Source organism: Photorhabdus akhurstii, assembly GCF_018448925.1.
Taxonomy (GTDB): Bacteria; Pseudomonadota; Gammaproteobacteria; order Enterobacterales; family Enterobacteriaceae; genus Photorhabdus; species Photorhabdus akhurstii.
On record NZ_RCWE01000003.1, the window covers coordinates 362,194 to 382,624 of the forward strand.

General features: G+C 44.5%; 18 protein-coding genes and 2 pseudogenes. 16 read left to right on the forward strand and 4 right to left on the reverse strand.

What is annotated here, in order from left to right:
• Positions 1-5: 5 nt before the first annotated feature.
• Positions 6-1,199 (reverse strand): annotated as a pseudogene (gene hmpA, locus EAE93_RS06330) (NO-inducible flavohemoprotein); the annotation flags it as partial.
• Positions 1,200-1,564: 365 nt separating this feature from the next.
• On the opposite strand from hmpA, the gene glyA reads away from it, so the two are divergent.
• The 5 genes from glyA to treC all read left to right on the forward strand — a co-directional run bounded on the left by glyA (position 1,565) and on the right by treC (position 8,612).
• Entirely contained in the window at positions 1,565-2,818 is a 1,254-nt protein-coding gene (gene glyA / locus EAE93_RS06335) for a serine hydroxymethyltransferase (protein ID WP_105396796.1), read from the forward strand.
• Positions 2,819-3,003: 185 nt separating this feature from the next.
• Positions 3,004-4,149 carry a 3-phenylpropionate MFS transporter gene (locus tag EAE93_RS06340; RefSeq protein WP_214039310.1) on the forward strand — a complete coding sequence of 382 codons (1,146 nt, stop codon included), beginning with the start codon at positions 3,004-3,006 and terminating at the stop codon, positions 4,147-4,149.
• A 74-nt stretch (positions 4,150-4,223) separates the two neighbouring features.
• Complete coding sequence (gene treR / locus EAE93_RS06345) at positions 4,224-5,171, forward strand: trehalose operon repressor TreR (RefSeq protein ID WP_040149434.1); 948 nt, start codon at positions 4,224-4,226, stop codon at positions 5,169-5,171.
• A 148-nt stretch (positions 5,172-5,319) separates the two neighbouring features.
• Positions 5,320-6,741 carry a PTS trehalose transporter subunit IIBC gene (gene treB / locus EAE93_RS06350; protein WP_036812492.1) on the forward strand — a complete coding sequence of 474 codons (1,422 nt, stop codon included), beginning with the start codon at positions 5,320-5,322 and terminating at the stop codon, positions 6,739-6,741.
• A 209-nt stretch (positions 6,742-6,950) separates the two neighbouring features.
• Positions 6,951-8,612: an alpha,alpha-phosphotrehalase gene (treC, locus tag EAE93_RS06355; protein ID WP_214039311.1), complete on the forward strand. Its 1,662-nt coding sequence runs from the start codon at positions 6,951-6,953 to the stop codon at positions 8,610-8,612.
• Between the two features lie 101 nt (positions 8,613-8,713).
• On the opposite strand, the gene suhB is transcribed toward treC, so the two are convergent.
• On the reverse strand, positions 8,714-9,517 hold the full coding sequence (gene suhB / locus EAE93_RS06360; RefSeq protein WP_214039312.1) for an inositol-1-monophosphatase: 804 nt from the start codon (positions 9,515-9,517) through the stop codon (positions 8,714-8,716).
• 132 nt (positions 9,518-9,649) lie between these two features.
• Between suhB and trmJ the strand changes: the two genes are divergently transcribed.
• The 11 genes and pseudogenes from trmJ to EAE93_RS06415 all read left to right on the forward strand — a co-directional run.
• A complete protein-coding gene (gene trmJ / locus EAE93_RS06365; protein WP_110091964.1) occupies positions 9,650-10,375 on the forward strand; it encodes a tRNA (cytosine(32)/uridine(32)-2'-O)-methyltransferase TrmJ in 726 nt (241 codons plus the stop codon).
• A gap of 87 nt (positions 10,376-10,462) precedes the next feature.
• Positions 10,463-10,957 (forward strand): Fe-S cluster assembly transcriptional regulator IscR, encoded by a 495-nt coding sequence (gene iscR, locus EAE93_RS06370; protein WP_011147479.1) that lies wholly within the window; start codon positions 10,463-10,465, stop codon positions 10,955-10,957.
• A 49-nt stretch (positions 10,958-11,006) separates the two neighbouring features.
• Positions 11,007-12,221, forward strand: a complete 1,215-nt coding sequence (locus EAE93_RS06375; protein WP_214039313.1) for an IscS subfamily cysteine desulfurase — start codon at positions 11,007-11,009, stop codon at positions 12,219-12,221.
• Positions 12,222-12,245: 24 nt separating this feature from the next.
• Positions 12,246-12,632 (forward strand): Fe-S cluster assembly scaffold IscU, encoded by a 387-nt coding sequence (iscU, locus tag EAE93_RS06380; protein WP_036812482.1) that lies wholly within the window; start codon positions 12,246-12,248, stop codon positions 12,630-12,632.
• A 94-nt stretch (positions 12,633-12,726) separates the two neighbouring features.
• Positions 12,727-13,050 (forward strand): iron-sulfur cluster assembly protein IscA, encoded by a 324-nt coding sequence (iscA, locus tag EAE93_RS06385; protein ID WP_036779216.1) that lies wholly within the window; start codon positions 12,727-12,729, stop codon positions 13,048-13,050.
• Positions 13,051-13,087: 37 nt separating this feature from the next.
• A complete protein-coding gene (hscB, locus tag EAE93_RS06390) occupies positions 13,088-13,609 on the forward strand; it encodes a co-chaperone HscB (protein WP_036812481.1) in 522 nt (173 codons plus the stop codon).
• Between the two features lie 11 nt (positions 13,610-13,620).
• Positions 13,621-15,471, forward strand: coding sequence for a Fe-S protein assembly chaperone HscA (hscA, locus tag EAE93_RS06395; RefSeq protein ID WP_036812479.1), 1,851 nt, complete (start codon positions 13,621-13,623; stop codon positions 15,469-15,471).
• 2 nt (positions 15,472-15,473) lie between these two features.
• Positions 15,474-15,809 carry an ISC system 2Fe-2S type ferredoxin gene (fdx, locus tag EAE93_RS06400; protein WP_036812477.1) on the forward strand — a complete coding sequence of 112 codons (336 nt, stop codon included), beginning with the start codon at positions 15,474-15,476 and terminating at the stop codon, positions 15,807-15,809.
• Positions 15,810-15,827: 18 nt separating this feature from the next.
• Positions 15,828-16,028, forward strand: coding sequence for a Fe-S cluster assembly protein IscX (gene iscX, locus EAE93_RS06405; RefSeq protein ID WP_036812475.1), 201 nt, complete (start codon positions 15,828-15,830; stop codon positions 16,026-16,028).
• Positions 16,029-16,210: 182 nt separating this feature from the next.
• Positions 16,211-17,506: an aminopeptidase PepB gene (gene pepB / locus EAE93_RS06410; protein ID WP_036812473.1), complete on the forward strand. Its 1,296-nt coding sequence runs from the start codon at positions 16,211-16,213 to the stop codon at positions 17,504-17,506.
• Between the two features lie 65 nt (positions 17,507-17,571).
• A pseudogene (locus tag EAE93_RS06415) lies at positions 17,572-17,964 on the forward strand (enhanced serine sensitivity protein SseB C-terminal domain-containing protein); the annotation flags it as partial.
• A 324-nt stretch (positions 17,965-18,288) separates the two neighbouring features.
• On the opposite strand, the gene EAE93_RS25285 reads toward EAE93_RS06415, so the two are convergent.
• Complete coding sequence (locus EAE93_RS25285; protein ID WP_258165503.1) at positions 18,289-19,149, reverse strand: DUF2326 domain-containing protein; 861 nt, start codon at positions 19,147-19,149, stop codon at positions 18,289-18,291.
• 100 nt (positions 19,150-19,249) lie between these two features.
• Complete coding sequence (locus tag EAE93_RS06425) at positions 19,250-20,419, reverse strand: RNA-guided endonuclease InsQ/TnpB family protein (RefSeq protein WP_214039314.1); 1,170 nt, start codon at positions 20,417-20,419, stop codon at positions 19,250-19,252.
• Between the last annotated feature and the right edge of the window lie 12 nt (positions 20,420-20,431).

Below are 20,431 nucleotides of genomic sequence, written 5' to 3' on the forward strand. Positions count from 1 at the left end.
AAAATTTAAATCACCTTATGTGGGCCAAAACATTCATAGTGAATAAATTGTTTATCAATTCCTATATCCAATAACTGCTTCGCTACATATTGCATAAAGGGGACAGGACCACAGAAATAGAAATGCATTCCCTCTGTTTTCAACGCCTCATTCAAAACTGCCAGATCCATAAAGCCTTTGTGTTGATAATGAATACCTTGTTGATCTTCATCCCTTGGTTCACGGTACCAAATTGTGCTAGCAAAATTTGGCATCGCCTGCGCCATTGTTGCGACTTCATTGCTAAATGCGTGATGGCCGCCGTGTTCAGCCGCATGTAACCAATTAATCTGGCTGTTGTGATTTTGCTGGTGGAGGTGATGCAACATACTCATCATGGGTGTCAGGCCAACGCCCGCAGAAATCAAAGTAACCGGTGTTTCTGGTTTAATATCAAGGAAAAAATCACCGCGTGGGGCGGCCAGCCAGACGGTATCGCCTTCTTGCATCTTATCGTGCATATGGTTGGAAACGATTCCTTGTGGCTCACGTTTGATTGCAATCCGATAGCTGGAACCATTTGGTGCTGCCGTCAGTGAATACTGGCGAATTTCTCGGTTGTCAAAACTATCATCTGCCAGATAAATACTCAGATACTGGCCAGGTTTGTAATCCATCACTTTCCCGCCATCTTGAGGCACAAATTCAAAGCTGCAAATCACTTCACTTTTTACCTCTTTCCGGCTGATACGGAATGGACGCAAACCACGCCAGCCGCCATCTGTTGATTCACCGCTATGATAGATTTGCTCTTCACGATTGATAAAAACATCAGCCAGCACGCCATAAGCTTTCCCCCAGGCGTTCAGAATTTCATTTCCCGGCTGGAACATTTCATCCAACGTTGCCAACAGGTGAGTACCGACTATCTGATAATGTTCTGGTTGAATATTCAGACTAGCGTGTTTATGCGCGATTTTTTCCACTGCCGGTAGTAGTACCTCTAAGTTATCAATGTTGGCTGCGTAGGCACAGATCGCATTGAACAGGGCTTCACGCTGATCGCCGTTAAGTTGATGGCTCATATTAAAAATGTTTTTTAACTCAGGATTATGTTTAAACATCCGCTCATAGAAGTGGGCTGTCAGTCTTGGTCCGGTAGCAGAAAGTAATGGAATAGTTGATTTGACAGTTGCAATAGTTTGGCTATCCAGCATGGTGAAACTCCTGAATTTCTTTCAAGTGATAATGAAAGTCATAACATGTATTTTAAATGCAACTTATACCCTTTTGGGGATTTTGTAAATATAGAATGTGGTCTTTATGGTGAAAAAAATATTCGTAAAAGATATTTGCACTAAGGAAAGGACTACTTTAGGTCATAAATTCCAACCAAAGAGGAAAAATGCAGTGTAATTTTCATTCTTCTATTTAAAATAGATATCTTGCTTGTGACAGGCATGCAATCGTTTGCGTAAAATATTTTGTCAAGACTATCTCATTCGGTGAAAAGGGTTTACACTGTGTGCCATTCGGCCCTTTAGGGTGTTGTTTGAAGAGAAGTTAGCTGAGTCAGGAGAACCCAATGTTAAAGCGTGAAATGAATATTGCTAGTTATGATCCCGAACTATGGCAGGCGATGGAGCAGGAAGTTGTTCGTCAGGAAGAGCATATCGAGTTAATTGCTTCTGAAAACTATACCAGCCCAAGAGTTATGCAGGCACAGGGCTCTCAACTCACTAACAAATATGCTGAAGGTTATCCGGGTAAACGCTACTACGGCGGCTGTGAATATGTAGATGTTGTTGAACAATTAGCTATCGATCGTGCTAAGGCGCTGTTTGGTGCTGATTATGCCAACGTTCAGCCACACTCTGGTTCTCAAGCGAACGCGGCAGTTTATATGGCTTTGCTACAACCGGGCGATACGGTTCTGGGGATGAATTTAGCGCATGGCGGTCATTTGACTCACGGCTCTCCGGTTAACTTCTCTGGTAAGTTATATAACGTTGTGCCTTATGGCATCGATGAGAGCGGTAAAATCGATTATGACGATATCGCGGCACAAGCTCAAAAACATCAGCCAAAAATGATTATCGGTGGTTTCTCCGCTTACTCCGGTGTGGTTGACTGGGCAAAGATGCGTGAAATTGCAGACAGCATTGGTGCTTATCTGTTCGTTGATATGGCGCATGTTGCTGGCCTAATCGCCGCAGGAGTATATCCTAACCCGGTTCCTCATGCTCATATCGTCACTACCACGACGCATAAAACACTGGCTGGTCCACGTGGTGGTTTGATCCTGGCGAAAGGTGGCGATGAAGAGTTATATAAAAAACTGAACTCTTCTGTATTCCCTGGTTGTCAGGGTGGGCCTCTGATGCATGTTATTGCAGGTAAAGCGGTGGCATTGAAAGAGGCAATGGAACCAGAGTTCAAAGCGTATCAACATCAGGTTGCAGATAACGCAAAAGCTATGGTTGAAGTGTTTTTGGCACGTGGTTACAAAGTGGTTTCTGGCGGTACAGAAAACCACTTGTTCCTGCTGGATCTGGTTGATAAAAACATCACTGGTAAAGATGCCGATGCTGCGTTGGGCCGTGCAAATATCACGGTAAACAAAAATAGCGTGCCTAATGATCCGAAGAGTCCATTTGTGACTTCTGGTGTGCGTATTGGTACGCCTGCGATTACCCGTCGTGGTTTTAAACAAGCAGAAGCGCGTGAATTGGCTGGCTGGATGTGTGATGTATTGGACAACATCAATGATGAAGCGACCATTGAAGCAACTAAGCAGAAAGTTCTGGCTATTTGCGCGAAATATCCGGTTTACGCATAAATTAAAATTTCAATAAATCATTACAAAACCTGCTCCGGCTAACATTGTTTGCTTAAATAAGATATTGAGGTGTGATGTGTGGATTTTCCCCCGGGAATATCCACTCCAAGATAACTCTCAATATCTAGTTTCTTGAGTTAACTAAGTTAGGGGTGGGTTTTTTGCATTTTTTACCAGGGGGATTAATGGTTATTCGATCGACGCGCTGGTTGGCGTTAGATTACTTCACATATTTCTTTTCTTACGGGATATTTTTACCTTTCTGGGCAACCTGGCTCCAGGGTGAAGGTATAGAGTACGATATGATAGGGGTTATATTAGGTGCAGGCTTGATTTCCCGTTTTTTGGGCAGTTTATTAATCGCGCCTACAGTTAAAGATCCCGCAAAACTTATTTTTGCGCTGCGTATATCGGCATTGATAACTTTTATTTTCATTATTGGCTTTACATTAGGAAATCATTGGGCATGGCTCCTGTTTGTCATGGTTGGCTTCAACCTATTTTTTGCGCCGATGATGCCATTGAGTGATGCGCTGGCAGGAACATGGCAAAAACAATTTCCTTTTGATTACGGCAAAATACGGGTTTGGGGTTCAATTGCCTTTATTATCAGTTCAGCATTAACTGGGGAATTAATTTCTGTCTGGGGACATCATGCCATCCTCATCACGATATTGTTTAGCGTCTTCTCTACCTTATTGGTGACATTACTTAGGCCCTCTATCATGCCGGTTGGGGAAACTAAATCTGCCAAAGTGGATGTTGTGTCATTTAAACAGTTGTTGTCTGAAAAATCAGTACGTCGATTCTTGTTATGTGTGGCTTTATTACAGGGCGCCCATGCGGGATATTACAGCTTCAGTGCAATTTACTGGAAAAATGCGGGTTATTCTGCCTCGGTAGTCGGTTATCTCTGGTCATTGGGCGTAGTGGCTGAAGTGATTATTTTTACTCTGAGTAATAAATTATTTCGGCGCTGGAGTGCCCGTAATCTTCTGTTGCTTTCTGGTATATGTGGTGTCATTCGCTGGGGATTAATGGGAACATTCATCGCATTACCGGTGTTGATTATCATTCAAATCTTGCATTGTGGCACATTCACTGTCTGCCATTTGGCGGCGATGCGTTTTATCAGTGCGAGAAAAGAAGGGGAAATTGTGCGTTTGCAAGCGGCTTATTCCGCGTTGGCAATGGGAGGCGGTATCGCTGTCATGACGGTAATTGCCGGATTTATGTATGATTATCTGCACGGTGGGATTTTCTGGATGATGGCCTTAATTGCTTTTCCTGCTATCTTTCTGCGGCCGCAGGTTAAAGCTTATAATTATTAACACTATAAATTTAGTGTCTTGCAATATTTTTGCAAGACACTAACTGCCTCTTAATAATGTTTTTATGAGATATCATGTCGAATAAATTAACAATAAAAGATATCGCTCGTTTGGCTAATGTCGGCAAATCAACAGTTTCGCGGGTATTAAACAATGAAAATAGTGTAAGTCCACAAGTACGTGAAAGAGTTGAGGCGATTATCCAACAAAATAATTTTGTTCCATCTAAATCAGCAAGAGCGATGAGAGTGAAAAGTGACAAAATCATTGCTTTAATTGTGTCGCGTCTGGGATCTTTTTCAGAGAATTTATCGATAAGTACCATGTTACCTCTGTTTTACCAGCGTGGTTACGATCCGATTATTATGGAAAGTAATTTTGATCTACAGCTTTTACAGGAACATCTACGTCAATTGGCATTGCGTCATGCAGATGGCATTATTTTATTCGGTTTCACTGGATTGTCAGAAGAGCTCCTCTGCCCTTGGCGTGACAAAATAGTGGTACTTGCCCGCGAATATACGGATTTTTCTTCTGTATGTTATGACGATATTGGTGCTGTGCGTTTATTGATGAATGAATTCTATCGGCGGGGACACAGAAATATCAGTTTTCTCGGCGTAGATGATTGTGATACCACGACAGGTTTGCTTCGCCATCAATCTTATCTAGCTTGTTGTGAACAGAAAGATCTGCGCCCACTTTCCGCCCAATGTGATTTAAGCTATCAGAGTGGATTTCAGCATGTTAATAAGGTATTGAGAGAGAAAACAACAGCTTTAATCTGTGCAACCGATAGTTTGGCTTTAGGTGCATATAAATATTTGCAGCAAAATAATCGGGAAGATATACAAATAGGTAGCATTGGTAATACACCTTTGTTGAACTTTTTATACCCTAACACGCTTTCTATTGATCTGGGTTATAGTGAGGCAGGTAAATATGCGGCTGGTCAATTAATTGCTCAGATAAACCAGCAATACCCTAAACAACAAGTAATCATTCCGAGTAAGTTGGCTTAAAAATAAGAAATATTGCCGTTTCAATGTGATCTTCAACCCATTTTTGGGAACGTTCCCATGACAAGCATAACCAAATGATATTAGGATGAAATTAGTTTACTAAGCATGCTAATTAGTAATTGATATTCACTTATGATGACTGGCTGTTATGAAAAACAAAATAAATTCTAAAGATATAGAAAAACTAATTACATTAATCGGTGGTTGTGAAAATATAGCCAGTGTAAGTCATTGTATTACCCGATTGAGGTTTGTATTAGTTGAACCAGTTAAAGCCAAGCCGGATGAGATAAAAAATTTACCGATGGTTAAGGGCTGTTTTACCAATGCAGGGCAATTCCAGGTAGTGATAGGCACTAATGTTGGCGATTATTATAAGGTTTTAAATAGTTATCTTGGTCAATCTGAATTGAACAAAAAAGATAAACAACAGGTTGAGAAGAAAAATATGAAATGGCAAGAGCGCTTCATTTCTAAGTTTGCGGAGATATTTTTTCCTCTCTTACCAGCATTAATTAGTGGCGGACTCATTCTAGGTTTCCGTAACATTATTGGTGATATTCCTTTTAGTGAAGGTAAAACTTTAGCTCAAACATATCCTATTTGGAAAACAATATATGATTTTCTGTGGCTGCTAGGAGAGGCAATATTCTTCTATCTGCCAGTGGGTATTTGTTGGTCGGCGGTTAGGATGATGGGTGGAACACCAATATTAGGCATTATATTGGGAGTAACACTGGTCTCGCCGCAATTAATGAATGCTTATCATTTAGGGCAACAAATCCCTGATATATGGAATTTTGGCCTGTTCACGATTGGAAAAGTGGGTTATCAGGCGCAGGTTATTCCGTCACTTTTGGCGGGCGTTACTTTGGGGTGGATTGAAGTTCAGTTAAAACGGGTGGTTCCTAGTTATCTCTATTTAGTCATTGTTCCGGTAGTTTCGTTAATATTGGCGACTTTTTTAGCACATAGCCTTATTGGGCCATTTGGTCGGTTAATGGGTGATGGAGTTGCTTGGGTTGTTAAGGCATTGATGACGGGAAGTTTTGCGCCTATTGGTGCAGCTTTATTTGGATTCTTTTACGCGCCGTTGGTGATTACAGGTATCCATCAAACCACATTAGCCATAGATATGCAGATGGTGCAGAGTATAGGAGGAACACCGATATGGCCTATTATTGCATTATCCAATATTGCTCAGGGCTCCGCAGTTGTTGGTATTATTTTAATCAGTAAAAAGCGTAATGAACGTGAAGTATCCGTACCTGCGGCTATTTCCGCCTATCTGGGCGTCACTGAGCCGGCAATGTACGGTATTAATATCAAATATCGATTCCCTATGCTCTGTGCCATGATTGGTTCTAGTTTAGCCGGGTTGATTTGTGGGTTGGGTGGTGTATTGGCAAACGGTATTGGTGTGGGTGGCTTGCCAGGTATTCTTTCGATCAAACCGCAATTTTGGCTAATTTACGCATTAGCTATGCTTGTCGCCATTATTGTTCCGTTGATTCTCACTACTGTTGTGTATCGGAAGAAGAATATGACCGGTATGTTAGCTGTCGAATAATGCGGTTAAATCTTCACAAATAACAGATATAAAAATATACCCTATGGATTTCAAGATGGATCGCGACGGCAAGGGAGCGAATCCCCGGGAGCATAGATAACTATGTGACCGGGGTGAGTGAGTGCAGCCAACAAAGAGGCAACTTGAAAGATGACGGGTATAACCATGTGGTTATTCAATTCAGGAAATATATTGATAAGGTGTTTTTGATGGACAAAATCATTCCGTGGTGGTTACAAGGTGTCATCTATCAGATATATCCTAAGAGTTTCCAGGATACTACGGGTAGCGGAACGGGCGATCTTAACGGCATTACTTATCGGCTTGATTATTTGAAGAAACTGGGCGTAGACGCTATTTGGGTGACGCCTTTTTACCGCTCGCCACAGGTAGATAACGGTTATGATGTCGCTGATTATTGTGCGATTGATCCGGCTTACGGCTCAATGGATGATTTTAAGCGTTTGGTTGATGAGGCGCATCAACGTGATATCCGTGTCATCGTAGATATTGTTTTCAACCATACATCGACTCAACACCCTTGGTTTAAACAAGCACAGGATATTGATAGCCCTTATCGGCAATATTACATTTGGCGGGATGGGGAACCTGGGACGCCGCCCAATAATTGGGCGTCAAAATTTGGCGGCAATGCTTGGGCGTGGCATGAAGCAAGCCAACAGTATTATTTGCACTTGTTTGCTGTTGAGCAGGCCGATCTAAACTGGGAGCATGAACCTGTACGGGCTGAACTGAAAAAGATTTGCGAATTCTGGGCTGGCCTTGGTGTTGATGGCTTCCGTCTGGATGTCATTAATTTGGTTTCTAAGCAGCAAGACTTCCCTGAATCAACTCAGGGAGATGGGCGTCAGTTCTACACTGATGGCCCGCGTATTCATGAATTTCTGCAAGAAATGAACAGAGAAGTATTCCAGCCAGCCGGAGTGATGACGGTTGGGGAGATGTCTTCTACCTCACTGGAACATTGCCAACGCTACTCTTCATTGGATGGTGAAGAATTGTCGATGGTTTTTGCTTTCCATCACTTAAAAGTCGATTACCCTAATGGTGAAAAATGGGTTGCGGCACCGCCTGATTTTATTGAATTGAAGAAAATTTTTGCCAAGTGGCAGCAAGGCATGCACGAACGGGCATGGAATGCGCTTTTCTGGTGTAATCACGATCAGCCGCGTATTGTTTCACGCTTTGGCGGTGAAGGTGTTTGGCGGGTGCCGTCCGCCAAAATGTTGGCAATGGTACTGCATGGCATGCAGGGAACCCCTTATATCTATCAAGGGGAAGAACTGGGAATGACTAACCCTCATTTTTCGCATATTGAAGAGTACCGGGATATAGAAAGTTTAAATATTTATCAAGAGAAGATTGAGCAGGGCAGTGATAAACAGCAAATCTTATCGGTCTTAGCGAAGAAATCTCGTGATAATGGGCGAACGCCGATGCAATGGGATGCGACTGCCAATGCCGGGTTTACTCAAGGGGAGCCGTGGATAGCGTTGAATAGTGATTACCAGGCTGTGAACGCTGAAAATGCTATCCAGGATGAGGATTCAGTTTTCCATTGTTATGCCCGCTTGATAAAACTGCGTAAAACGTATCCGGTATTGACTTATGGCAGCTATGAAGATTTGTTGCCGTCTCACCCTTGGCTATGGTGTTATGTTCGCCGTTGGGAAAACCAAACGTTGTTGGTTATTGCTAACCTCAGCGCAGAAGTGCAAGGGTGGTCGCTGGATGCTTCTTTATCCCACTGTTCATGGGTGAAATTGATGGGGAACTATCCTGAAAACCAGTTACCTGTAGAAAATATGCAGCTACAGCCTTATGAAGCTGTTTATTGGTTGGCGGAGTAACAACGGTCTTTATTGCTAGTTAAATCAATCGCAGAGTAGACCGCATTTTTTGCGGTCTACCTAAAATACCGTCTTGCAATTCTATTTAGAATTCACTTGAATTAACGTTTCAATGCTTCTGATAATTCATCACGCATTTCGGCCAGAATGTCTTTAACAACGCGTGGATTACCTGCGACAAGGTTGCCGGAATGAATGTAATTATGACCGCCAACGAAATCAGTTACGATACCGCCAGATTCACGAACTAACAGCTCGCCGCCCATAAAATCCCACGGTTTTAGGCCAATTTCAAAGTAACCATCCACCCGACCAGCCGCAACATAAGCCAGGTCCAGAGCAGCGGAGCCTGTACGACGGAAATCAGCACAACGAACAAATAATTTACCCAAAGTATTAATAAAAACAGTGGAATGATACTTTGCTTTGAATGGGAAACCTGTTGCCAGAATAGTGCCATCCAGATCGCGAGCATTGGTGCCACGCAAACGGTAGCCATTCAACTGTGCCCCTTGACCGCGGGTTGAGGTGAAAAGCTCATTACGCATTGGGTCATAAACAACCGCAACTTCAGTACGGCCTTTAATGCGTACCGCAATAGAAACAGCAAAGTGAGGGAGGCGTTTGATAAAGTTGGTCGTGCCATCCAGTGGATCGATTACCCATTGAATATCAGCCTCTTCGCCTAGCAGCTCGCCACTCTCTTCGGTAATAATCGAGTGTTTGGGATAAGATTTGCGAATAACGTCGATAATGAGCGCTTCTGCGGCTTTGTCAACATTGGTAACAAAGTCGTTACTGCCTTTTTGGCTCGCTTCAACCGCATCGGGAGTTTCATAATTTTTGGCAATTAGGTTGCCGGCTTTACGCGCAGCGCGTATGGCGATGGTCAGCATCGGATGCATGGGATATCTTCCACCAGGATGTTAAAGAACGGGTAATTAATCGGCGCATAGTATAGCAGTAATTCGGAAAAATACTAATGTTGTGTTAAGATATTTGGTTCTTATAACCATCCAGACTATTCAGAAGTTGCCATGTTAGAAAATATCCGCATTATCCTGGTTGAAACTTCCCACACCGGGAATATGGGGTCAACCGCCCGGGCAATGAAAACAATGGGATTAACTAATCTTTATTTGGTTAATCCACTGGTTCAGCCAGATTCTCACGCGATTGCACTTTCTGCTGGCGCCAGCGATGTTATTGGTAATGCGACAATGGTCGATAGTTTGGATAAAGCGCTGGTGGGTTGTGGATTGGTGATTGGCACCAGCGCCCGTTCAAGAACGTTATCATGGCCGATGGTCGAACCTCGTGAATGTGGTGAACGTAGTGTTCAAGAGGCTGAACATGCGTCGGTTGCCATTGTTTTTGGCCGTGAGCGGGTAGGGTTGACCAATGAAGAATTGCAGAAGTGCCATTATCATCTGAATATCCCAACTAATCCTGATTACGGTTCGTTAAATCTGGCGATGGCGGTTCAACTTGTCAGTTATGAAATCCGTATGGCTTATTTAGCGCGTCAGGATAAAAATGAGCAGAAAACCGATGAAGTGGAATATCCATTAGCTGATGATATGGAACGCTTTTATCATCATCTTGAATGTGTGTTAAATGATTCTGGTTTTATCAGAAAAGCGCACCCCGGCCAGATAATGAATAGATTAAGGCGGCTTTTTACCCGTGCCCGGCCTGAGATGCAGGAACTGAATATTCTGCGTGGCATCTTGTCCTCTGTTGAAAAATGGGCGAAGAAATAGTTGAGTAAATTACTAGGTTAAATAGTTGACTAAAATACTCAGGAATGACACAATTTCGCTCATATTTCACCACGGGGTAATTCATTTATGAGATTGACATCTAAAGGGCGTTATGCAGTAACTGCCATGCTTGATGTGGCGTTGCACTCACAAGAAGGCCCGGTACCACTGGCCGACATTTCTGAACGTCAGGGTATTTCCCTCTCCTATCTTGAACAGTTATTTTCTCGCTTGCGCAAAAATGGTCTGGTTTCAAGTGTCCGTGGTCCGGGTGGTGGTTACTTATTGGGCAAAGATGCCAGTGAAATTGTTGTTGCCGAAGTGATTTTCGCAGTTGATGAATCGGTAGATGCTACCCGTTGTCAGGGTAGAGAAGGGTGTCAGGGGGGTGATCGCTGCCTGACTCATGCTTTATGGCGCGATTTAAGTGATCGTATTACCGGTTTCCTGAGCAGTATCAGTCTAGAAGAATTAGTCAATAACCAAGAAGTATTGGACGTTGCTGGTCGCCAGGATAACGATAAACGCCGTGCGCCTAACGGTAGAGCACAAGAAACAATTAATGTCAATCTGCGCCCATAAGCAGAGCTTGTGATGAATTGAAGTATTAGAAGTAGGGAGCATGTGAGCAATGAAATTACCAATTTATTTAGATTACTCAGCAACGACGCCGGTTGATCCGCGTGTTGCTGAAAAAATGATGAGCTATCTGACCAGGGACGGGATATTTGGTAACCCCGCTTCTCGTTCACACCGTTTTGGCTGGCAGGCTGAAGAAGCGGTTGATATTGCCCGTAATCAGATTGCTGATTTGGTGGGTGCGGACCCGCGAGAAATTGTTTTTACTTCTGGCGCAACGGAGTCTGACAATCTTGCCATCAAAGGCGCGGCTAATTTTTACCAGAAAAAGGGCAAGCACATCGTCACCAGCAAAACCGAACATAAAGCGGTTCTGGATACTTGCCGTCAATTGGAACGTGAAGGGTTTGAAGTCACTTATTTGGCGCCTCAGAGCAACGGGTTGATTGATTTAAACGATCTGGAAGCCGCGGTGCGTGATGACACCATTCTGATTTCTATCATGCATGTTAACAATGAAATTGGCGTGGTGCAGGATATTGCCGCCATCGGTGAAATGTGTCGCAGCCGCGGTATCATTTTCCATGTTGATGCCACTCAGAGCGTAGGCAAACTGCCAATTGACTTAACCAAACTGAAAGTCGATCTGATGTCTTTCTCCGCCCATAAAATTTACGGGCCGATGGGAATTGGCGCACTGTACGTTCGCCGTAAACCACGTATTCGTATTGAAGCACAGCAACATGGCGGCGGCCATGAACGTGGTATGCGCTCTGGTACTTTGCCTGTTCATCAGATTGTGGGTATGGGTGAAGCTTATCGTATTGCCAGGCAGGAAATGGAGAGTGAATCCCAGCGTCTGCGTGGCCTGCGGTTGCGTCTGTGGCACGGTATCAAAGATATCGAAGAGGTCTTCCTTAACGGAGATTTGGAACACGGCGCGCCGCATATTCTGAATGTCAGCTTCAACTATGTTGAAGGTGAATCACTGATGATGTCATTAAAAGATCTGGCGGTTTCTTCGGGTTCTGCATGTACTTCTGCCAGCCTGGAGCCCTCCTACGTACTGCGTGCGTTGGGGATGAATGACGAACTGGCTCATAGCTCTATACGCTTCTCTTTAGGGCGTTTTACGACAGAAGAAGAGATCGACTACGCCATTGAACTGATTCATAAATCTATTGGCCGCCTGCGTGAACTTTCTCCACTGTGGGAAATGTTTAAACAAGGTGTGGATCTAAACAGTATCGAATGGTCTCATCATTAATCAGACGGTTTCAGGAGTAACAACATGGCTTACAGCGAAAAAGTAATTGATCACTATGAAAATCCACGTAACGTCGGCTCTTTCGATAATGAAGATCCAACGGTTGGCAGCGGCATGGTCGGCGCCCCTGCGTGTGGCGACGTGATGAAACTGCAAATCAAAGTCAATGATGAAGGCATTATTGAAGATGCGCGTTTCAAAACTTACGGTTGCGGTTCTGCGATTGCTTCCAGCTCTTTAGTGACTGAATGGATGAAGGGCAAATCTCTGGAACAGGCAGAAGCGATTAAAAATACTGAAATCGCAGATGAATTAGAACTGCCGCCGGTGAAAATCCACTGTTCCATTCTGGCAGAAGATGCGATTAAAGCAGCGATTGCGGATTACAAAAGTAAACGTCAGGGCAGATAACGGCCCTTAATAATAAGAAGAAATTTGGTGGATACTGGCTGCTACATACCATCCGGTATCCGCCTTTGCTGGTTTTAATAAGTGAGGTTGTTGTATGTCAATTTCCCTTACAGAAAGTGCTGCACAACGCGTTTCGTCATTCCTGAGTAACCGTGGAAAAGGTGTTGGTTTGCGTCTGGGCGTCAGAACATCAGGCTGTTCAGGTATGGCTTACCTGCTTGAATTTGCTGATATGATTAACGAAGACGACACAGTGTTTGAAGATAAGGGTGTCAAAGTTATCGTAGATGGCAAGAGCATGGTCTATCTCGACGGTACAGAGCTGGATTTTGTTAAAGAGGGCCTTAACGAAGGCTTTAAATTCAACAACCCAAATGTTTCCAGTGAATGTGGTTGTGGAGAGAGTTTTAACGTTTAATTCCGTTTTTCGGCCAAATCCAGAGTAAGTTTAGATTATGGACTATTTCACTTTATTTGGGCTGCCGGCTCGTTATGCTGTTGATCGTGAACAACTGGCAAGCTGTTATCAAGAATTGCAACGTCAGTTTCATCCAGATCGCTTTGCTAGTCAGCCAGAGCGTGAAAAAACGCTGGCGTTGCAGCAAGCCGCGACTATCAATGACGGTTATCAAACGCTCAAACATCCACTGAAACGCGCTGAATATATGCTCTCTCTGCATGGTTTTGATTTAGCCAATGAACAGCACACGATGAGTGACAACGCTTTCCTGATGGAACAGCTTATGTTGCGGGAAGAGTTGGAATGTATTGCCAGCAAAGCTGATCCAGAAGTGGCATTGGCTGATTTTTCGACTCGTCTGAGTGGGATGACTAAAACCCGCAGTCAGCAAATGGTGCGGCAATTGGATGAACAGCAGTGGGAACCAGCAGCCGATACGGTGCGTAAATTGCGTTTTCTGGATAAATTGCAACAGCAGGTTGAGCAACTGGAAGAACGTTTACTGGACGACTTTTAAGGAAAGCGTATATGGCTTTATTACAAATTAGCGAGCCGGGGTTATCCGCTGTACCACATCAACGTCGTTTAGCTGCCGGTATTGATTTAGGTACGACACATTCATTAGTTGCCACTGTTCGCAGTGGGCAAGCGGAAACATTGATGGATAGTGAAAATCGTTACCTGCTTCCCTCAGTTGTTCGCTACCATGAAAAGGGGCTTGAAATTGGTTGGCAGGCCCGTCAACAGGCGGTACATGATCCCGCTAATACTATCAGTTCAGTAAAACGTATGATGGGGCGCTCTCTGGCTGACATTCAGCAACGTTATCCAAATCTTCCATATCAATTTCAAGCGAGTGAAAACGGGTTGCCGTTAATCAACACCGTAGTGGGTTTGGTCGATCCTATTCAGGTTTCTTCTGAGATTCTTAAATCGCTGGCGCAGCGTGCAGAAGAAACACTGGATGGTAAGCTTGACGGTGTTGTGATCACGGTTCCTGCTTACTTTGATGATGCACAGCGTCAGGGAACAAAAGATGCGGCGCGTTTAGCCGGATTGCACGTTCTGCGCTTGCTTAATGAACCGACTGCTGCTGCGATTGCCTACGGACTGGACTCCGGCCAAGAAGGTGTGATTGCGGTTTATGACTTAGGCGGCGGTACATTTGACGTTTCTATTCTTCGGCTAAGCCGTGGTGTCTTTGAAGTGCTGGCAACTGGCGGCGACACCGCGCTGGGTGGCGATGATTTCGATTTGATACTGGCTGATTGGATTCGTGAACAGGCGGATATTGGCGACCGAAATGACCATAGTCTGCAACGCCGGCTATTGGATACGGCTACTCAGGTAAAAATCGCCTTGAGTGATGCTGATATTGCAGAGATAAACATTGCCGGTTGGCAGGGTAAAATCACCCGTTGCGAATTTGAAGCTCTGATAACACCATTGATAAAACGGACTTTACTGGCAAGTCGCCGGGCATTGAAAGATGCAGAAGTCTCTGCGGACGAAGTTTTACAGGTGGTTATGGTGGGTGGTTCTACCCGTGTACCGCTGGTTCGTCATAGGGTTGGCGAGTTTTTTGGCCGCGAACCGCTGACTTCCATTGATCCTGATAAAGTGGTTGCGGTGGGGGCTTCAATTCAGGCGGATATTTTGGTGGGTAACAAGCCAGATAGCGACATGCTGTTGTTGGATGTGATTCCGCTTTCACTTGGGCTGGAAACGATGGGAGGCTTGGTTGAAAAAATTATCCCACGTAACACGACCATTCCGGTTGCCAAAGCGCAGGAATTCACTACCTTCAAAGACGGCCAGAGTGCAATGAGCATTCATGTAGTGCAAGGGGAAAGAGAATTGGTAAGTGATTGCCGTTCACTGGCCCGTTTTACCCTACGTGGTATTCCGCCATTACCCGCTGGTGGGGCCCATATCCGGGTTACTTTCCAGGTCGATGCTGATGGCTTGTTGAGTGTCAGTGCGTTGGAGAAATCCACTGGCGTCGAAGCTTCTATTCAGGTGAAGCCTTCCTATGGCTTATCTGATGAAGAGATTGCTCGCATGATAAAAGACTCTATGGCGAATGCTCAGGAAGATCTCAGTGCGCGTAAACTGGCAGAACAAAAAGTTGAAGCGGCGCGAGTACTGGAAAGTGTCACCAGTGCGTTAGAAAAAGACGCTGATCTACTGAATAAACAAGAACAGGCGGCAATTGATGCGGCCGTGGAAATACTTATAACAAGCGTTCAGGGCAATGATCCTGAAATTATTGAAAACGCGATTAAACAACTGGATAAGCAAACGCAGGAATTCGCTGCGCGTCGGATGGATTCATCTGTTCGCCGGGCGTTGGCGGGCCATTCTGTGGACGAGATTTAATTATGCCGAAAATTGTCTTTTTACCTCATAACGATCTTTGCCCTGATGGCGCAGTTCTGGAAGCCGAAGAAGGGGAATCCATTCTGAATGTTGCATTGCGCAATGGGATTGAAATTGAGCATGCTTGTGAAAAATCCTGTGCTTGTACAACTTGCCATTGTATCGTTCGTGAAGGTTTCGATTCACTGGAAGAGAGTTCTGAACTGGAAGATGACATGCTGGATAAAGCTTGGGGGCTGGAACCGGAAAGTCGTCTGAGTTGTCAGGCTAGAGTCTCCGACGAAGATTTAGTGGTAGAAATTCCCAAATACACCATTAACCATGCCCGTGAGCACTGATTGGCAGGAGAAAAATAAATGAGCCTGAAATGGTCCAATAGCCGTGAAATCGGTGAAGCGCTATATGACAAATTTCCTGAGGTAGACCCAAAAACGGTTCGCTTTACTGATATGCACCAGTGGATTTGTGAGCTGGAGGATTTTGATGATGCGCCTGAAAAATCCAATGAAAAGATTTTGGAGGCGATCTTGCTTGTTTGGTTGGATGAGTTTGAATAGCAAATCGCATTAATTTGTTATTTATCCGTCATAATTTTGATGTAGGCTGAACTTCAATGAAAAACTGGCTCTGGCCGGTTTTTTTATAGGATGAATCTCTGGCAGACGAAGAATTATATCGGTAGAAGCTTGAATAAGCTCCTCACTGCCATTGAGTGGTAATAATAAGAGGTGAAAAAAGAATGAATAAACAAATCATGCCGATAACACTGTCTTATGAACCAGCAGCAGCTTGCTGGGGTGAAAAAGCGCTGATTAGTTCCAGTGATCAAGGGGTAATGATTCATCTGGTTGGTAAAGGTAAATTAGGGGCAGTGCAACGTGCCGGGCGTAAAATTGACGGACAGGGAATTCGTCATGTGGCTCTGGTTGGCGAAGGTTGGGATTTAGAGAAAAGTTGGGCTTTCTGGCAAGGATTCCGTGCGCCAAAAGGTAATCGTTCGATTGAATGGCCTCAATTGCCTGCGGCTGAAAAACAGGAATTGGAAAGCAGAATTAAAATTATTGATTGGGTGCGTGACACCATCAATATGTCAGCGGAAGAGCTTGGGCCGGAACAATTGGCGAAGCGGGCGATTGACCTGATGTGTGGTATGGCTGGTGAGTCAGTAAGTTATCGTATTATTAAAGGCGAAGATTTACGTGAACAGGGTTATGCTGGCATTCACACCGTTGGCCGTGGCTCTTCTCGTGATCCGATTCTGTTGGCGTTGGATTACAACCCAACTAACGACCCGCAAGCGCCGGTGTTTGCCTGTCTGGTAGGGAAAGGCATCACATTTGATACTGGCGGCTACAGCCTGAAACAATCTTCCTTTATGGATTCCATGAAATCGGATATGGGTGGAGCCGCAACCCTGGCAGGCGCATTGGCGCTGGCAATCAGTCGTGGCTTGAAACATCGAATTAAATTGTTCCTCTGCATAGCGGATAACATGGTCAGTGGTAACGCCTTTAAACTGGGTGATGTTATTCATTACCGTAATGGCAAATCTGTTGAAGTGATGAATACGGATGCGGAAGGTCGTCTGGTTTTGGCTGATGGTCTAATTGACGCCAGCAGAGAGAAAGCGAAATTAATCATTGATGCGGCAACCTTGACTGGTGCGGCGAAAACGGCGGTGGGGAATGACTACCACTCTATATTCAGCTTCGATGACAAACTGGCGGCTGATCTATTGGCTGCGGCTGCATCCGAGAATGAACTGTTCTGGCGCCTGCCGCTAGCTGAATTCCATCGTAGCCAACTGCCATCGAATTTTGCTGACTTGAATAACATTGCTGGGTCATCGCATACTGCGGGTGCCAGTACCGCGGCAGCTTTCCTGTCTCACTTTGTGGAAGAATACCAAAAAGGTTGGATTCACATTGATTGCTCGGCAACTTATCGTAAATCTGCGGTAGAACATTGGTCCGCTGGCGCAACAGGTTATGGGGTTCGTTCGATTGCTAATTTGCTGTTGGCGAAGGCGAAATAAATTTATTTTATCTAAAAAACTGATTGGAGATTTTTATGGGTTCATTAAGTGAATTAATTTCGGTTGAGGTTGATGTTCCAAGTGGTAGTAAAATAACGCTTAGCCAACCGGAAGAATATCCTTCGCAGCTCATTGAAGCTTTGGTCAGTTTATTTAGCCAACGTAAACCTGTTCGCCGTGCTTTTATCATTCAAGCGCATGATAAAAATGTGGATGAAAACCCCAATTTATTAATTGGACTGGAAATAAGTGGCGCGGCAGACGAAATTGATCAATTAATCCACGAAGCAGGCACTATTGCTTGTGAATACACCTCCGAAGAGGAGCCGATTGACTTCTGTTTAGTTGATGAAAAAGAGGGTGGTATTAGCCATTATTTGATTCAACATACGCAACCATTTTACCAGCGTAAATTAGGTAGTTGGCTACGTGGAAGCATTCCGGTGATGAATAAGTGACTATTTAACGGGTGATACTATAGTTGTCGGTAGAATTGAAATCTCCTGTTTATTACCACAACCATTACCGGATCAAGTAAAAATTAAAGCGTCTGAGCCCAGTAAAATACAGGACTCAGACCTTGGTAGCCCAGTAATTTAACTTGTTCAATTTTTAGGGATAATTCACAGGGCTAGGATAATTTTGGGCATCATATTTTAAACTCTATAATTCTTACTGAAACTTAGGTAAAAATTACTGGAGATCTATATCGGTTGAAAGCCATTTAGCACTCTAAGCAACTAGCCGCCTTATCTGTATCTGGTAGTAAAGCTCAATAACTTTTACCAGGTTTTTAACTTGAAAAGCCGACCAGACTCTCCTTCGTCATGCAGTTGAAGAACAATTTCCGTACTGTCAAATACCGGCAGTTCTTTAGGAGATCGAGTAGGAAGATCTGAATCTATTAGTGTGATAACAGACTGAATACCTAGTTCAACGTAATCACGTAAAATAGCCAATAAATTCTCTTTCTTTCTATTATCCAAAGACTCGAATACTCCATCGTGAAAGGCAAAATGAGGAAATTTCTCATCTTTATGAGTTCTTAGTACAGCTAAATCAAAAGCGATACATAGCAGCTTTCTATAAGTATGCCCTAAGTCTGCACTTGTTGCGTTGCCTGATTCATCAAGGATTTCCGCTTTAAATTGCAAGTGCCCCTTTCGATTCGGAGACACACTGAGTAATGCTTTACGGCTAATGACAGCATCGACAATTTCACTAAAGTAGAGCCGAATTTGAGAGAAAACGCTAGATTGATCTGAGTTTTGAGACTCAACATTATCCTCAATTTTGGATTGTAAATGACTACACTCTTCGGAAAGTGCTCGAATTTCAGTTCTAAGCTCTTGCAACTTGTGTAGATGTGCCTTTTGTCTTTCTAGAGTCTCAATATCCGCACGTAGGGAAACTAGCTCTCTTGAGAGAATTTTATATTTGGAAAAAACCTCGGTGTCACTTAAGAATGACAAGTTTTTTGAGCGACATTTTCCTAGTTCGTTTAGTCTAGTGTTTATACTTCTCAATTTGGCTTCAATTTCTGATTTTTCTTCGGTCAGATATCCAAATCGCTCTTCAGTTATAGCTTTATTGAATCCTAACAGTTGTTCGAAATCCTTTTTTATCTGACCGCTAAAAAGCACCCCTGCCTCATTGAAAAGCTTTTCAGCTTTCAGTATTGAATAAAATTTTATCCTCTTGTGACTGCTCCCCGCCGTAAAAAACGGCGAGGCTTCCCACTTCTCAGGCCGCCACCGTCTTTATGACGGATTGACGCTGGCCTCCGTGGGCAGAGACGACGAGTCCCGCCGCCTGTAATTCTGTTATGCCCTTGTGCTGGATGTTGATCGCCGCATTGATATCGCGGTCATGTTCGACTCGACAGCAAGGGCATGGCCAGATCCGCTTACACAGCGGCATTTCCGGCATTTTGTGACCGCAGCAATGACAGGTCTTCGAACTGGCGAACCACTGATCCAGTTTGACCAAATGAACGCCCGCCGCTGTGGCTTTGTATTCCAGTTTCTTGATGAAGCCATGCCAGCCCGCATCCCCGATAGCGCGGGCAAGGTGGTGATTCTTCATCATGTTGGCCGATTTCAGCGTCTCAACAATGACCGCTTGGTTTTCGTCAACCATTGTTCGAGAGAGTTTGTGTTGAAAATCGGCGCGGGCATGGGCTACCCGCTCATGGACGGCCGCCAGACGTAAGCGGGCCTTGCCGCGGTTAGCGCTGCCCTGTTGTTTGCGGGAGAGCGATTTCTGCTTACGACGCAGGTTACGGGCGGCGTTGATAAGGTGACGCGGGTTATTGACCTTCTCCCCGGTCGACTGAACAAGATAATAGGATAACCCCATATCACACCCGGTCACGCGGGTGATAACGCCCGGCTTTTCCGGCGCCTCTTTGCCATCGTCACACAGGATAGCGGCGAAATATTTTCCCGTGGCGGTGCGAGAAAGAGTAATGCTCTTCACTTTCCCTTCAATTTTTCTGTGTATGCGGGCCTTTATCGGTGACAATTTCGGGATTTTCACCGCGCCCTCCAGCACTTTCACCCCAACACAGTGATAGCTGGATTGCTTGCCCTGTTTACGCTTGAACGTGGGAAATTTGGCTTGCAACTTCGGATTGAAAAAATTATCAAACGCGGTATTCAGATTGATCACCGCCTGCTGTAATGCAATGGAGTCATATGCCCTGAGCCAGGCATACTTGCGGGATTGCTTCGCGACCGCCAGTAACGGTTTGAGGTCTTTGCGCGGATTTAAATTCACGCCGTGACGTTTGTAGGCATGCTTTTTGATGTGCAGCGCCTTGTTGTACGCAAAACGGACCGCCCCGAACTGGCCGTTAAGATACTCGGCCTGTTCGGGTGTGGGGTAGATGCGGACTTTGGTCGCTCTTAACATATTCAGCGCTCA

Coding starts and splice junctions, on each gene's coding strand:
- iscR (WP_011147479.1), top strand. CDS start 10,463: ATGAGATTGACATCTAAAGGGCGTTATGCAGTAACTGCCATGCTTGAT.
- treB (WP_036812492.1), top strand. CDS start 5,320: ATGAAAAACAAAATAAATTCTAAAGATATAGAAAAACTAATTACATTA.
- EAE93_RS06425 (WP_214039314.1), bottom strand. CDS start 20,419: ATGTTAAGAGCGACCAAAGTCCGCATCTACCCCACACCCGAACAGGCC.
- fdx (WP_036812477.1), top strand. CDS start 15,474: ATGCCGAAAATTGTCTTTTTACCTCATAACGATCTTTGCCCTGATGGC.
- EAE93_RS06375 (WP_214039313.1), top strand. CDS start 11,007: ATGAAATTACCAATTTATTTAGATTACTCAGCAACGACGCCGGTTGAT.
- iscU (WP_036812482.1), top strand. CDS start 12,246: ATGGCTTACAGCGAAAAAGTAATTGATCACTATGAAAATCCACGTAAC.
- glyA (WP_105396796.1), top strand. CDS start 1,565: ATGTTAAAGCGTGAAATGAATATTGCTAGTTATGATCCCGAACTATGG.
- hscB (WP_036812481.1), top strand. CDS start 13,088: ATGGACTATTTCACTTTATTTGGGCTGCCGGCTCGTTATGCTGTTGAT.
- hscA (WP_036812479.1), top strand. CDS start 13,621: ATGGCTTTATTACAAATTAGCGAGCCGGGGTTATCCGCTGTACCACAT.
- treR (WP_040149434.1), top strand. CDS start 4,224: ATGTCGAATAAATTAACAATAAAAGATATCGCTCGTTTGGCTAATGTC.
- pepB (WP_036812473.1), top strand. CDS start 16,211: ATGAATAAACAAATCATGCCGATAACACTGTCTTATGAACCAGCAGCA.
- iscA (WP_036779216.1), top strand. CDS start 12,727: ATGTCAATTTCCCTTACAGAAAGTGCTGCACAACGCGTTTCGTCATTC.
- EAE93_RS06340 (WP_214039310.1), top strand. CDS start 3,004: ATGGTTATTCGATCGACGCGCTGGTTGGCGTTAGATTACTTCACATAT.
- treC (WP_214039311.1), top strand. CDS start 6,951: ATGGACAAAATCATTCCGTGGTGGTTACAAGGTGTCATCTATCAGATA.
- trmJ (WP_110091964.1), top strand. CDS start 9,650: ATGTTAGAAAATATCCGCATTATCCTGGTTGAAACTTCCCACACCGGG.
- iscX (WP_036812475.1), top strand. CDS start 15,828: ATGAGCCTGAAATGGTCCAATAGCCGTGAAATCGGTGAAGCGCTATAT.
- suhB (WP_214039312.1), bottom strand. CDS start 9,517: ATGCATCCGATGCTGACCATCGCCATACGCGCTGCGCGTAAAGCCGGC.